This window comes from Povalibacter uvarum (genome assembly GCF_014202975.1).
In the GTDB taxonomy this organism is placed as follows: domain Bacteria; phylum Pseudomonadota; class Gammaproteobacteria; order Steroidobacterales; family Steroidobacteraceae; genus Steroidobacter; species Steroidobacter uvarum.
In genome coordinates, this window is the sequence record NZ_JACHHZ010000004.1 from 1 (window position 1) to 13,631 (window position 13,631).

General features: G+C 62.7%; 14 protein-coding genes. 10 read left to right on the plus strand and 4 right to left on the minus strand.

What is annotated here, in order from left to right; genetic code table 11:
• Nucleotides 1–202 precede the first annotated feature (202 nt).
• Entirely contained in the window at nucleotides 203–1,069 is an 867-nt protein-coding gene (locus HNQ60_RS16455) for a CPBP family intramembrane glutamic endopeptidase (RefSeq protein ID WP_184333842.1), read from the plus strand.
• A gap of 9 nt (nucleotides 1,070–1,078) precedes the next feature.
• Here the strand turns inward: HNQ60_RS16455 and HNQ60_RS16460 are convergent, their stop codons facing one another.
• Nucleotides 1,079–1,744, minus strand: a complete 666-nt coding sequence (locus tag HNQ60_RS16460) for a TIGR04211 family SH3 domain-containing protein (RefSeq protein ID WP_184333844.1) — start codon at nucleotides 1,742–1,744, stop codon at nucleotides 1,079–1,081.
• Nucleotides 1,745–2,138: 394 nt separating this feature from the next.
• Here HNQ60_RS16460 and HNQ60_RS16465 point away from each other — a divergent pair, with 394 nt between their 5' ends.
• On the plus strand, nucleotides 2,139–2,813 hold the full coding sequence (locus HNQ60_RS16465) for a DUF2238 domain-containing protein (RefSeq protein WP_246433659.1): 675 nt from the start codon (nucleotides 2,139–2,141) through the stop codon (nucleotides 2,811–2,813).
• A gap of 161 nt (nucleotides 2,814–2,974) precedes the next feature.
• On the opposite strand, the gene HNQ60_RS16470 is transcribed toward HNQ60_RS16465, so the two are convergent.
• Together HNQ60_RS16470 and HNQ60_RS16475 are read right to left on the minus strand one after the other, a co-directional pair.
• Nucleotides 2,975–3,580 (minus strand): redoxin domain-containing protein, encoded by a 606-nt coding sequence (locus tag HNQ60_RS16470; RefSeq protein WP_184333849.1) that lies wholly within the window; start codon nucleotides 3,578–3,580, stop codon nucleotides 2,975–2,977.
• 156 nt (nucleotides 3,581–3,736) lie between these two features.
• The gene (locus HNQ60_RS16475) at nucleotides 3,737–4,243 is read right to left on the minus strand and encodes an adenine phosphoribosyltransferase (RefSeq protein WP_184333852.1); all 507 of its coding nucleotides are present in this window, start codon (nucleotides 4,241–4,243) and stop codon (nucleotides 3,737–3,739) included.
• A gap of 92 nt (nucleotides 4,244–4,335) precedes the next feature.
• Here HNQ60_RS16475 and HNQ60_RS16480 point away from each other — a divergent pair, with 92 nt between their 5' ends.
• Entirely contained in the window at nucleotides 4,336–4,971 is a 636-nt protein-coding gene (locus HNQ60_RS16480) for an inorganic pyrophosphatase (RefSeq protein ID WP_184333854.1), read from the plus strand.
• Nucleotides 4,972–4,984: 13 nt separating this feature from the next.
• Here the strand turns inward: HNQ60_RS16480 and HNQ60_RS16485 are convergent, their stop codons facing one another.
• The gene (locus HNQ60_RS16485) at nucleotides 4,985–5,368 is read right to left on the minus strand and encodes a VOC family protein (protein WP_184333856.1); all 384 of its coding nucleotides are present in this window, start codon (nucleotides 5,366–5,368) and stop codon (nucleotides 4,985–4,987) included.
• 92 nt (nucleotides 5,369–5,460) lie between these two features.
• Between HNQ60_RS16485 and HNQ60_RS16490 the strand changes: the two genes are divergently transcribed.
• From HNQ60_RS16490 to HNQ60_RS16520, 7 genes are all read left to right on the plus strand, one after another.
• Nucleotides 5,461–6,441, plus strand: a complete 981-nt coding sequence (locus HNQ60_RS16490; protein WP_184333858.1) for a helix-turn-helix transcriptional regulator — start codon at nucleotides 5,461–5,463, stop codon at nucleotides 6,439–6,441.
• 279 nt (nucleotides 6,442–6,720) lie between these two features.
• Complete coding sequence (locus HNQ60_RS16495; RefSeq protein ID WP_184333860.1) at nucleotides 6,721–7,947, plus strand: MFS transporter; 1,227 nt, start codon at nucleotides 6,721–6,723, stop codon at nucleotides 7,945–7,947.
• A gap of 109 nt (nucleotides 7,948–8,056) precedes the next feature.
• Nucleotides 8,057–8,752: an ABC transporter ATP-binding protein gene (locus HNQ60_RS16500; protein WP_184333863.1), complete on the plus strand. Its 696-nt coding sequence runs from the start codon at nucleotides 8,057–8,059 to the stop codon at nucleotides 8,750–8,752.
• Entirely contained in the window at nucleotides 8,749–9,894 is a 1,146-nt protein-coding gene (locus HNQ60_RS16505) for an ABC transporter permease (RefSeq protein ID WP_184333866.1), read from the plus strand. Before HNQ60_RS16500 ends, HNQ60_RS16505 begins: the two co-directional genes overlap by 4 nt.
• Before the next feature lie 13 nt (nucleotides 9,895–9,907).
• Nucleotides 9,908–11,098: an ABC transporter permease gene (locus HNQ60_RS16510; protein ID WP_246433660.1), complete on the plus strand. Its 1,191-nt coding sequence runs from the start codon at nucleotides 9,908–9,910 to the stop codon at nucleotides 11,096–11,098.
• Nucleotides 11,099–11,259: 161 nt separating this feature from the next.
• On the plus strand, nucleotides 11,260–12,033 hold the full coding sequence (locus HNQ60_RS16515) for an LOG family protein (protein WP_184334405.1): 774 nt from the start codon (nucleotides 11,260–11,262) through the stop codon (nucleotides 12,031–12,033).
• Nucleotides 12,034–12,059: 26 nt separating this feature from the next.
• Complete coding sequence (locus HNQ60_RS16520) at nucleotides 12,060–13,628, plus strand: hypothetical protein (RefSeq protein WP_184333868.1); 1,569 nt, start codon at nucleotides 12,060–12,062, stop codon at nucleotides 13,626–13,628.
• The last annotated feature ends 3 nt before the right edge of the window (nucleotides 13,629–13,631 follow it).

Genomic DNA, 13,631 nt, shown 5'->3' on the forward strand with positions numbered 1-13,631 from the left:
AAATCTGAGCCTGCTCTTCAGCTGATAGTCTCTTACGCAACATCTCACACCTCCGGTCTAGTGGATGATGTTGCATCGACCCGTTGAGACCACCTCAGCCGGACGTAAGGCCGAAGGCCCTCTCGCTAGCGCGATGACGTCCGGCTAAAGCCGGACCCACAAGCGGAAGTCGCACGTCGACTCCATCGCCTACAATTCCGCGATGCTCCCTCTCGATTCATTCTCCGCGCTTTCCATCGCGGCCTGCGCACTGCTGCTCGCAACCGTCGTCGGTCTCTGGCTCGCGCCACGTCGAGGCTGGATTGCATTGCTCGTCGCGACTCTCGTGGCCGGCTATGTCGCAGGTGTTCTGCATGGGCCTGCTGCGATCTGGATCGTCCTGCTTGCTGCGGCACTGCTGATTTACCGTCGATTCTCGCTTCTGTGGGTCCGGGGTCTGTCCGCCGTCGTCATCGTCGCGCTGGTGTTGCTGCTCGGAACGCATGTGCTCCCAGGATTCAGCAATCCCCTCGTCGTGCGCGATGTCGTCCTGACACCAGGCGCTGTGCCTTACACGCTCTACTTCAATTTCGACAAAACGATCGCGGGAATTCTGTTGCTGGGGATCGGCGGAATGTCGTCTGTCGTGCCGTCGCTGTCAGAGGGCCTGAAGCGGGCACTGCCGATCATGACGTTGACTGTGCTGGTCGCGATGCTGCTGTCGCTGGCAATGGGCTACGTGAGATTCGAACCGCGCTGGCATTCGCTCTTCTGGATCTGGGCGATCGCCAACCTGTTCCTGACCTGCTTGAGCGAGGAGGCCTTCTTTCGCGCTTTCATTCAGCGCGAAACACAGAATGCGCTGGGCAGTCGCCCATACGCTGTGCCGATCGCTGTGAGCATCAGCGCCGTGCTCTTCGGCGTCGCGCATTTTGCCGGCGGCTGGCCGTACGTTGTGCTCGCGACAGTTGCGGGCCTTGGCTACGCGCTGGTGTACGAGCGAACGCGCCGCATCGAGCTCGCGATGCTCACCCACTTCGCGCTCAACGCGACGCACTTTCTGCTGTTCACGTATCCGTCGCTCAGGTAGCTCAAGGGCCTACGCCCAGGTGCTGCGCTTGGGTCGCGACTTGATCCATGCGCCGAGGGCGAGGCCGATCAGGACCAGGCCGCCACCGCCCATGAGCCACTTGAACTGCGTGTTGCGCCGGAGCTGGCCCACCTGGCTGTCCAGTTCGGTCACCTTCGCCAGCAGTTGCTGGTTCTCGACTTTGAGCTGCTTGTTTTCTTCGTACTGGGCGATCGATGTGGCTGAAACCCGGCGCAATTCGGCGAGCTCCGTCTGAAGCTGTCGCGTCTGCTTGTCGAGATCGGCATTGCGCGTCTCCGCCTGCGATTGGGCGCTGCGGGTTTCCTGGAAATTGTCCTTCGTCGATTTCAGCTGCGTCTCGAGTGCCTGGATGCGCTTGTTCGCGGCGACGAGCAGATCCTTCGCGACGGGGTTGGCCTGCAGATACTGAGTGGGAACCCAGCCGTCAGTGCCATTGGGTGTGCGTACCTGCGTGAAGCCGGCCGCCTTGTCTTCGCCGAGCACTTCGAGCGCCATACCGCTCGGCAGGGCGGCATTGATTATCTTGTGGCCGTTCGTGGGGCCGCGGCGCAGCGGCACAGTCAACTCATCGGAGATGTACATCGTCGCTGCGATGCTGTGGAAGCTCAGAGCGATCAGCAGAAGACCGGTCAGGCAGCGAACGGCTCGGTGCATGCGTATTTCCTTCGTCGAAATGAAACCGCATGCCGAGCCCGATTCGCCGACAGCGGAGCGCGGAATATAGCGAAAGTTTTACCGAGTGCAGCCTTCGCAGAATTGCGACAGAGGATTTGCCGCAGGGCACGATGAGGGGTTGCGGCAAAGAGAGAAGCCCCGTCACGACGGCGGGGCTTCCATTGGAAGTGCCCAGACTCTTCAGCCACCGGCATTCGTTGGGTCCGAATTTTCCCGAGGTCGACGAGTTTTTGAGTCCTTCCGCTCAGGAAACGTTTCGACACACTGCGGGGTTCCGCGGCCCCGGCGTGCGATGCAGGTATTCTGCCGACGCGCTGCTAACATCCGCAGACCTCCCGCAGCGATCGAAAGCAACGACAAGAAGGAGCGCCCGTTGAGCCACCGAAGATATGTGCTGATCCTGACCGCTGCGCTGACCGCGTTGTGGATTCCGCTGGCATTCGAGCCGTTCGATCGCAAGGACTGGATCCTCGAGAACGTCCTGGTCGTCCTGGCCATCGCCCTGCTCGTATTCACGTACCGCTCCTTTCCGCTATCGCGTACCTCCTACACGCTGATCTTCGTCTTCCTGTGTCTGCACACGATCGGCGCCCACTACACGTACGCAGAGGTGCCCTACGACGACTGGTGGCGATCGCTCACGGGATCGACGTTCAACGAGCTCGTCGGCTGGCAGCGCAACAATTTCGATCGTGTCGTGCACTTCAGCTACGGTCTGCTGCTCTCGTATCCGATCCGCGAACTGTTCCTGCGCGTCGCGGGCGTGCGCGGCTTCTGGGGCTACTTCCTGCCGCTCGATCTCACCATGTCGACATCAGCGCTGTATGAGCTGATCGAGTGGGGCGCGGCCGAATTCTTCGGCGGCGAGCTCGGCGCCGCCTATCTCGGCACGCAGGGGGACGTGTGGGATGCGCACAAGGACATGGCGCTTGCCAGCCTGGGCGCGTTGATCGCGATGAGCGTAGTGGCTTGGATCAATTCTCGCGCGAAGCGCGATTTCGCCCGCGAGTGGAACGAGAGCCTGCGCATCAAGCACGCTCGGCTATAGGCAGGCCAAGAGGAAGAGAAGATTCTCCACGGGGTACACGGGGATCACGGGGCAAAGAGGGTCAACGCTGTCGCGCCGCGAGTTTTTCAGCGACTCGATTGTTTCGATTCTATTGTCTTCCCCGTGCACCCCGTGTACCCCGTGGAAAGTCTTCTTCCTTCTCAGGTCTTGGCTTTCTTCCCGCGGTCCGGGAAATTCACGATGCAGCCGACGCCGTCGGCCTGAGCGACTTTCACCGGTTTGCCGGCGACGACCGCATCGAGTGCGTCCTTCAGATAGTGATTCGCCGGCGGGCGCTGGCGTTCGTATGACAGGCGATCGTCGATCGGGCCGCGGTACACGAGGCGCCAGGTCTTCGGGTCGATCACGAACACTTCCGACGTGCGCTGCACGCCCAGCGCTTCGCCGACCTGCTGTTTGCTGTCGACCAGCACAGGGAGGCCGAAGCCGAATTCCTGGGATTCCTTCGCAATGCTGTCGCTCGAATCCTGCAGGTTCGAATTCAGCAGGAGGAACTCCACGCCTTGTGACTGGTACTGATCGCGCACTTCGCGCAGCGCCGGGATCGCCTGGCGAACGATGGGGCAGCCGTTCCCCTGCACCATCAGCACGATCGCCTTGCGATCGGCCGACCCGTACAGCTCGTGTGCCTTGCCGCTCTGGTCGGGCAGCTGAAAATTCCCGACCACATGGCCGGGCGTCAACGCGACCGCCGCGGTGGAAGCGAGAGCGAATGCAAAACCGGTCAGCTTCAGCCTGAGTTTCATTCAACACCTATGGATCGATTCCGAGTGCCGAGGATAGCGTCTGGCGGAACGCCGCCGAAACGAGGCGGGCCGCGTTCAACGAGAGATAGACACGCTCCGGCGCAAAAGATTTGTAAGGAAACTGCCGCACCGCAAAAAAAGCGGCGCTTCCCTTCCTCAGACGTATTCGATGACCGAAACGGCCACCTGGCCGCGCCACTCGAAACGGGGAATCAGTTTCAGATCGATGAGGGCGATGAGGCCAGCGACCTCGTAGCCCGCATCGGTGCAAAGATCCGCGGCCGCCCGCAGAGTTCCGCCGGTCGCGAGCACATCGTCGACGAGCACGAGCGTTCCGTTTCCGCGTTGCATCTCGAGTACGCCCGAGCCGTACTCGAGCGCGTAGGGTCGATCCACGACGGGCGGCGGCAGCTTGCCCTTTTTGCGGATCGGTACGAAGCCCTTGCCATGCTGCATGGCGAGTGCCGCGGCGAGGATGAAACCGCGCGACTCGATCCCCGCAACGGCATCGATCGACTGCCAGCGCTCCGCCGGCAGCAATGCGCCCAGCGCATCGATCGTCGGTGCGAAGTGCTCGCGCAGCAACGGAGCGATATCGCGAAATACGATTCCTTTCTGCGGAAAGTCCGGTACGTCGCGGATGTAGCGTTTGAGGTCCGTCATGTCTTGTATCCTAAGACGCATGGCACGGGATTGCTGCAGTCAGCGAGCAGCGCTCCGGCCGCGGCATCTCCAACGATCCCACTACTACAACCATGCCAACGCAATTTCCTTCTGCCTTCCGCGCTCATCCGTGGCACGGAGTCGATCCGGGTCCTGAAGTCCCTTCAGCCGTCACCGCGTTCATTGAAATAGTGCCGGCGGACACGGTGAAGTACGAGGTCGACAAGGCGAGCGGACTGCTCAAGATCGATCGGCCGCAGCGGTTCTCCAATGTCTGTCCCGCGTTGTACGGCTTCGTGCCGCGAACCCTGTGCGCGGAGCGCGTCGGTGCCTATTGCAGCGAAAAGACGGGGCGCCCCGCGATCATCGGTGATGGCGATCCGCTCGACATCTGTGTGTTGACGGAGAAGGTTCTGCCGCGCGGCGACGTGCTGGTTCAGGCGATCCCGATCGGCGGCCTGCGGATGATCGACACCAATCGCGCCGACGACAAGATCATCGCGGTCATGCGCGAGGATGCGCTCTACGGTCACTACACCGATATTCGTCAATGCCCGACCGGCGTGATCGAACGCCTGCGACACTATTTCCTGACGTACAAGCAGGCTCCGGGCGCCGTGGACCCGGTCGAGATCACGCACATCTACAACCGGACCGAAGCGCATGAAGTCATCCGCCGCAGCCAGGCGGATTACACGGCGGCGTTCATGGGGGCCGGGTTGAAGTGACTGCGGCGAAGCCTCACCAAGTCGGCCAGTAGTACAGCTCGATCAGGTGCCCATCCGGATCGCGACAGAACAGCGATTCGTGCTCTTCATGCGCCACATGTTCGTAGCGCACGCCATGTTCCTCGAGCCGATCGGCGGCCGCGGTCAGGGTTGCAGGCGTGTTGCCGACAATGAAAGCCATGTGATGGATGCCTAGCGTGCGCGAGTCAGGCGAGGGCGCGTCCGAGCCCACGGCGTGGACCATGAACACGCTCGACTTGCCGATGCCGAAGCCGAGCTCCTGTTCCTCGGGAAAGCGCATGACGACCGGCATGCCCAGGATCCCGGAGTAGAACTTCTCGCTGGAAGCGAGATCGCGGACGCGAATGGCTGCGTGGCCCAGTGCAGTGATGTTCATGGCGGTCCCTCCGGCTGGCGATTCTTCGTATGCGGGTATTATCCTGACGATCCCTGCCAATCCCTGTCATCTTTGCGCGCTTCAATAGCCCCATGCGTGCCGAACGACTGATTTCATTGCTGATGGCCCTGCAGCGCAGCGGACGCCAGACCGCCGGCGAGCTGGCGAACCGCCTCGACGTCTCGATGCGCACGATCTTTCGCGACATCGATGCGCTGTCGGCCATGGGTGTGCCCGTCTACAGCGAGCCGGGACGCGGCGGCGGTATCCGGCTCATCGAGGGTTACACGTCCGATCTGACGGGTCTGTCGTCAGGCGAAGCCGAGGCACTGGCGCTGATCGCGAGTCCGGCTTCGATCGGCACGAGCGAGCTCGCAACTCCCACGCGAACCGCGCTCGACAAGCTGGCGGCCGCCGTGCCGTCGATGCATCAATTGCGAGCCCAGCATGCACGCGGTCGGATGCTGTTCGATACGAAGGCCTGGTTTCGCGCTTCCGTGGCGTCGCCGTTCCTCGACGAGATCCGCGCCTGCGTGTGGAACGACGAATGCCTCGACATCGTCTACCAGCGTGGCGACGGCACACTCGCGGAGTACGAAGTGCAGCCTTACGCGCTCGTGGTCAAGGTCGACACGTGGTATCTCGTCGGGCAGCGGCGCAAACCAGGGCAATCCAAGCCCGAGTTGCGTGTCTATCGACTGTCACGGATGCAGTCGCTCAAACGCACGGCGCGAACGTTCCAGCGCGATCCCGATTTCGATCTGCACAAGTTCTGGCATGGCTGGTGCGAGCGTTTCGAGAAGAATCCGCCGCACAACTTTTCCGTCGACATCGTTCTGTCGACGCGGGGCCGCAAGCACCTGCTGGAAACTTACGGCAACTGGTTTCGCGCACGGCTCGAACCGCTGGGTGACAAGCCGGGGAAGAAAGCCGTCACGCTCGACTTCGATCACGAGGACGCCGCGATGCGAGTGCTGTTTCAGCTCGGCGACGACGTCGATATCGTGAAGCCTCGTGCCTTGCGACGCAGGCTCGGCGCACTCGCCGCGCGCGTTCTCGTGGCGACGAAGTGAGACGAAGAGAGACTGTAGCGGATGCTCTGGTCTGACTGTGGGTCCGGCTTCAGCCGGATCCACAGGCCCGCGCGGCTGGGCTGGCGTAGCGGTTCGACGCCTTGAGTGGGATTGCATCCTGTAAGCGCCTGAGGGTCTCGCGCCGTGCGCTCGATCGGCGGTTGCGTTCTGCGTGAGTTGATCGGGGCGATACTGTCGGCCGCGACTTGGCGCGGACTGTATCTGCCGCGGTCCCGCCCGGAAGGCTACTATCGCCGTCATTTTCCGAAGGTCGGGCTCATGACGCATTCCCTATCGCAGCGACAGATCGTGGTGCTGACGGTGACGGCAGCGGCGATCCTCATGATCACGATGGGGACGCGGCAGACTTCCGGGCTGTTTCTGCTGCCGATCACGCAATCGACCGGCGTTACGATCGTCGCCTTCAGTTTCGCGCTCGCCATCGGGCAATTCATGTTCGGGCTGGCGCAGCCGATCTTTGCAGCCATTGCGGACAAGTACGGCGCGATCAAGGTGATCGTCGCGGGCGGTCTGATGATGGCACTCGGATCATTCCTGACTCCCTACGTGTCGAGCGGCAGCGGCCTGCTGTTCACGATGGGCATTCTGGGCGCCGCGGGTGCGGCGGCCGGCAGCTTCTCGATCCTGATCGGCATCGCAGCCCAGCGACTGCCGGCGGAGAAGCGTTCGTTCGCCTCCGGCTTCATCAATGCCGGCGGTTCGTTCGGGCAATTGATCTTCGCGCCGGTCGTCCAGGCGTTCATCGGATTCACGGGTTGGGTGAGCGCGATGTTCTTCACCGCGGCTGCTGCCCTGCTCACGATCCCTCTGGCGCTCCTGCTGCGCCAAACCGGTAAGACCGAGGTCGCGGTGCCGTCACCGGTTGCCGTTCCACACATCGGATTGGGCGAGCAGGTCCGCGAGGCGATGCGCAATCCGAGTTATCTGTACCTGCACATAGGCTTCTTTACTTGCGGCTTCCACGTTGCGTTTCTCGTCACGCACTTGCCGAGCGAGCTGGAACTCTGCGGCCTGGCGCCGACAGTCGCTGCTTACTCGCTTTCACTGATCGGCGGTTTCAATGTCGCCGGGAGTCTCATCGCCGGCTGGCTCGGGCAGCGCTATCGGATGAAGTATCTGCTGGCCTGGATCTACGGCAGCCGTGCTTTGATCGTGATGATTTACATGGTGATGCCGAAGACTGCGCTGAACGTCTACCTGTTTGCCGGTGCGCTCGGGTTCACGTGGCTCGCCACCGTGCCTCCGACGGCGGGCCTGGTGGGCAAGCTCTTCGGGACGCGCTACATCGCGACGTTGTTCGGTCTCACCCTGGTTTCGCACCAGGTCGGCGGATTCCTCGGCGCATGGCTGGGCGGCGTGGCAGTCGCACAGACCGGCAGCTACGAATGGATCTGGTACGCCGACATCGCCCTTGCGCTCATGGCGGCAGCGATCAACTTCCCGATCCGCGAGGCGAGACTGCAGGCGCAACCGCAGCCCGCATGAATTGACGGACCTCCCACCGGCACGTTCCCGCCATTCGCCGGCTCACCCTTACCTTGTGTGAGCGCTCCCCCCTACACTTCGGGCTCATAACACCGAACCGGGGACTCAAATGGCTGCACTCGTCACGCTGCGCAACGTCAAGAAAAGCTACGTTCGCGGCAAACAGAAGGTTGAAGTTCTGCATGGCGTGGACCTCGAGGTGGAGGCGGGTGAGTTCACGGCGCTGATGGGCCCCTCGGGTTCGGGCAAGACCACGATGCTCAATCTCATGGCGGGCCTGGATCAGCCCACTTCGGGCGAAGTGATCGTCGGCACGGACCGCATCGACAAACTGTCCCGCAGCGCTCTGACCGACTGGCGGGCGCGAAACATCGGTTTCATCTTCCAGTTCTACAACCTGCTGCCAGTGCTCACGGCCGAGGCCAATGTCGAGGTGCCGCTGCTCCTGACGACTCTGTCCCGCAGTCAGCGCAGGCAGCGCGTGCAGACTGCGCTGCAACTCGTCGGGCTCGCCGATCGCGCCAAGCACAAGCCCAACGAGCTGTCGGGCGGTCAGCAACAGCGCGTCGCCATCGCGCGAGCCATCGTCTCCGATCCCACGCTGCTGGTGTGCGACGAGCCGACGGGCGACCTGGATCGTGAGAACGCCGAAGAGATCATGAACCTGCTCAAGGCGTTGAATCGTTCGCAGGGCAAGACCATCGTGATGGTCACGCACGATCCGCGCGCTGCCGAGTACGCGACACGTGAACTGCATCTCGACAAGGGCCGGTTGTCGCGCGAAGAAGTGAGGCACGTCGCATGAAATACTTCGGCCTCATCTGGGCCGGCCTGTGGCGCAAGAAAGCGCGCACGATCTTCACGATGCTGTCGATCGTCGTAGCCTTCCTGCTGTTCGGGCTGCTCCAGGGAATCAATCAAGGGTTCAACCAGGCGGTGCAGAATTTGAATCTCGATCGCCTGTACGTATCGGCCAAGTCCGATATGACGGACGGTCTGCCGATCGCCTATCTGGAGCGGATCAAAGCGGTGCCCGGCGTGCGTGCCGTGTCGTACTGGTCGTACTTCGGGGGGTACTACCAGAATTCGAACAACGCGCTGCCGGCATTCGCCACCGACGCGGAGCAACTGTTCAAGGTCTATCGCGAGATCAAGGTCAATCCCGAGTACATCGAGGCGATGCAGCGCACGCGCACCGGCGCGCTCGTCAGTGACCAGCTTGCGAAACAGTACGGCTGGAAGGTCGGTGACCGCATTCCGGTCGGCACTTCTATCTGGACGAACAAGGAAGGCAGTAATACCTGGTACTTCGACATCGTCGGCACGTTCGACCTGTCGGCGTTCGGCGCGGGCTTCCCCTCGTTCTACTTGAATCACGCGTACTTCAAGGAAGCGGCGGCGTTCGGCGACGGCGTCGTTCACTACTACCTCGTCGGCCTCGACAAGCCGACGCTTGCAACGCAGGTGTCCAAGCAGATCGACACGATGTTCGAGAACTCGAGCTACGAGACGCGGACGCAGACCGAGTCGGCGCTGTTCCAGATGCAGATGAAGCAGATCGGCGACATCAACTTCATCGCGAACGCCATCGTCGGCGCCGTGCTGTTCACGCTGCTGTTCCTGACGGCCAACACGATGATGCAGTCGGTGCGCGAACGGACGTCCGAGCTTGCCGTGCTGAAGACGCTGGGATTCTCGGACACGAAGGTACTGGCGCTCGTGCTCGTCGAAGCACTTCTGCTCTGCGTTTTCGCGGCGGCGATGGGGCTGTTCCTCGCGAGCCTGGTGTTCCCGGCACTGAAACCGATCTTCGGCGACTTCAAGATGCCGCTGGTCGTGGTCGGGTTCGGTGCCGGGATGGCGCTCGTCCTCGCGCTCGTGAGCGGTCTGCCGCCGGCGTGGCGCGCACGACAGCTGAACATCGTAGACGCGCTGGCTGGGCGCTGACCGGAGAACTCGAATGAAAATGTTGCGACAGATCGGTTCGGTCACCGCGATGAACCTCCGGAGCCTCCGCCAGCGGGCGAGCACGTCGCTCGTGATCGTGATTGGTATCGCCGGCGTCGTGGCGGTGCTCATTTCGGTGCTGGCGATGTCGACCGGCATGATCAAGACGATGAACAATGCGGGACGGGACGACCGTGCCATCGTGCTGCGCAACGGATCTGCATCCGACGCTTCCAGTGTGCTCGCCCGCGATGCCGTGCGGTTGATCACGGAGGGTGCCGCAGTGAAGCGTGACGGCGAAGGCAAGCCGATCGCCTCCCCGGAGAGCATGCGCCGAGTCACGCTGTTCAAGAAGGACGACGGGGCCGAGGTGAACGTTCTCCTGCGCGGTGTCGGCACGCAGTTCGAGAGAGTCCGTCCCGAACTGAAGATCATCGAAGGGCGGATGTTCGCGCCCGCGGTGAACGAGGTCATCGTCGGCAAGTCGGCCAACGCCCAGTTCAAGGGGCTGAACGTCGGCGATCAGATCACGACGCGTGGTGCGGTGTGGAAGGTCGTCGGCATATTCTCGAGCGGTGGAGATGTACACGAGTCCGAGATGATGGCGGATGTCGAGACTGTCAATTCGGCGGAGCGTCGCGGCGGATTCCAGAGCGTGGTTGTGCTGCTCGAATCGCCGGGCGCCTTCGCGCAGTTCAAGGACTCTCTCACCTCCAATCCGGCGCTTGCCGTCGACGTCCACCGTGAGCGTGACTACTACAAGCAGCAGTCGAAGACGATCAGCCGGATCATCTTCTACATAGCCTACGTCGTGGGCGGGATCATGGCGGTCGGTGCGGTCTTCGGCGCGCTGAACACCATGTACTCCGCGGTCAGTGCGCGCGTTCGTGAGATTGCGACGCTGCGCGCGCTCGGATTCGGTTCGACTGCGATGGTGCTCTCTGTGCTGGTCGAGGCGCTGCTCCTGGCGCTCATCGGCGGTGCGGTCGGCGCGCTGATCGCGTGGCTGTTCTTCAACGGCCATGTCGTGAGCACTTCGGGCGGCGGCGGGGCCGCGACTCAGCTCGTCTTCGAGTTGACGGTCAGCCCGCAGCTCGTCGCCACCGGCATCATCTGGGCCTGCCTGATCGGCCTGATTGGTGGACTGTTCCCGGCCATTCGGGCGGCGAGACTTCCTGTTGCGGAAGCATTGCGGGCGGTTTAGAGCTTGCGAGCGATGAGCTACGAGCGATGAGCCAGAAGCTTCTCCCAACCCTCTGGCTCACCGCTCGCAGCCGCTTTCTTTCCCAAGGCTTGAGAGGCGAGCCATGAAGGACCAAACTTCACCGCAACACTTCGCCTTCAAGGCTGATCATGCCCGAACCGATTTCTATCGCTCCCAACGCTGCGCAGGTCGATTCGCCTTCGTACCGTCTCGCAGCGCTCGACAAGGATTTTCTCCTTGGCGATTCCATGCGCGGTGTTCGCTTCCTCCTCGAATACGCCAAGGCGGAAGAAGCGCTGCGGCGCTGGCAGATCCGTTCGACGATCGTTGTCTTCGGCAGTGCCCGGATCCGCGAAGACGGGCCGGGTCGTCATGCCTTCTGGTACGAGCAGGCACGCCGGTTCGGACGCATCGCTTCGGAACGCGGCGGCGCATTGCGAGTGGGCGGTGACGCGCGCGACAACGTGATCGCGACCGGGGGCGGTCCCGGCATCATGGAGGCGGCGAATCGAGGCGCGATCGAGGCAGGTGCACCCTCGATCGGCTTCAACATCACGCTGCCGACGGAGCAGCAACCGAACGCTTACTCCACGCCTGATCTCACGTTCCGGTTTCACTACTTCGCGATGCGCAAGATGCATCTTGCGATGCGGGCCAACGCACTCGTCGTGTTGCCGGGCGGCTTCGGCACGCTCGATGAGCTTTTCGAGATCCTGACGTTGCAGCAGACCGGCAAGGCGCCCCTGATCCCGACCGTGCTCATCGACGAGGACTACTGGCGCTCGGTCATCAAGTTCGAGTCGCTGATCGAACACGGCATGGTGAACCCGACCGATGCCGATCTCTTCTGTTTCGCCGACGATGCGGAAGAGGCCTGGACCAAGCTTGCCGCCCGCGGTGTCGGGCGGTGCAAGGAAGAGGGACTTTCACCGTAGGGGCCTGCATGACGAGCGGAGCGACGATGACAGGGCGCGGGCTGATCGCAACGCTGCTTGCGATGACAGCTCCGTGCGTCGCGGGAATCGAGACGCCGTCGTCCTCGGATCCGGCCGTATGGCGGCACGAAGCCATCGATCGGGCGTTGGCCAGCAGCGAACAGATCGTGGATCCGTATCGGCGCGCGGAAGTCGAAACGGGCGTGGCGAGAGCGCAAGCCCTGATCGATGAACGAAACGCGGCTGAGAAGACGTTGCGCGCCGCGCTGAAATCCGCCGAAGGCATCGTCGAGCCCACGTTCCAGGGCTGGGTTCTGAACGAGATCGTTCTTGCACAGATTGCAATGGGCGATCTCGTGGGCGCGCGAGCGACGGCCGGAGAGATCCGGTCGGAGCGGCCGCAGGGCGCAGCGTTGCTTGCGATCGCGATGACGCAGTTGCGCAGCGACAATCTCGAGGGCGCCATGAAGACGGCGATGCGGATCGCCGATGACGATGCGGCGGATCAGGTCTGGCGGCAGATCGTCGCCATGCAGGTGTCCCGCGGCGACCTGAAGGCGTCGCGCGAGACGCTGCGTAGAATCGATGACGATTTCTACGGCGCGCAGGCTGCGGGCGATATTGCAGTGGCCGATGTTCGGGCAGGCGAACTCGTTCGCGCCAAATCGATGGCTTCTGGCATCCGCAAAGCGCACCGGTCGCAGATCTCGGAGCGGATCGCGATCGCTCAGTTCGATCTGGGCGACAAGGCCGGAGCGCTCGTCACTGCTTCGGCAATTGATTCACCGATCGATCGGGCGTTGGTGCAGGCGCGTATCGCGACGCGCATGGCGGCTGGCGGGGATGTGGAAGGCGCGAATCGGCTCTTCGCTTCCGCAACTTCAGTCATGTCGACCGCGAAGGATCGCGACATGCGCCGGGCAATGTCCTGGTCGCATCTTGCGCGCCTGAAGTTCGCTGCGAACGACGTCACGGGTGCAAAGGAAGCGCTCGCCTCAGCGCTCTCGGCTGCGGCCGACATGCCTGCTGGTCCGCGTCGGGACGATGCGCACGATGCAGTCGCCCGAAGCTACGTCCGGATCGGCCTGAGTGGCGATGCCCTCGAGGTCGCATCGAGAATCGATGATCGTGTCACCCAGGCCTTGCTGATCCGCGACGTCGTCGCGTCGCAAGCAGGATCGGGCGGCGCCAATGCGCTGCTGCAGCACCCTTCGGCGAAAGGGAACTCACTGACGCAGACCGCGGCATTGTTCGGTGTGATCGGTGTGCAGTTGCTGCGCAAGGATGAGGTCCGGACACAGCCGCAGATCGTGGGCGCGAACATCGGAACCGCGAAGGTATCGGTTCGAGCCATCCCGGACAATCAGATCCGCCCCGCGGCGTTCGCTGCACTGGCTGCTGCGCAGGCGACCATCGGCGACACCACGGGGGGCCACGAGACCTTTCAGGAAGCGCTGCACGCAGCTCAGTCGCTCGGTTCGGCGGAACAGCGCGCGACTGCTTACGTGCGAATCGTCAACGCACTCGATGAGCGGCTTCTGTTCCTTGGGCAGCCGGCGCCGGCCGATGTTGCCGGCGCCAGTAACGACTCGTAGTGG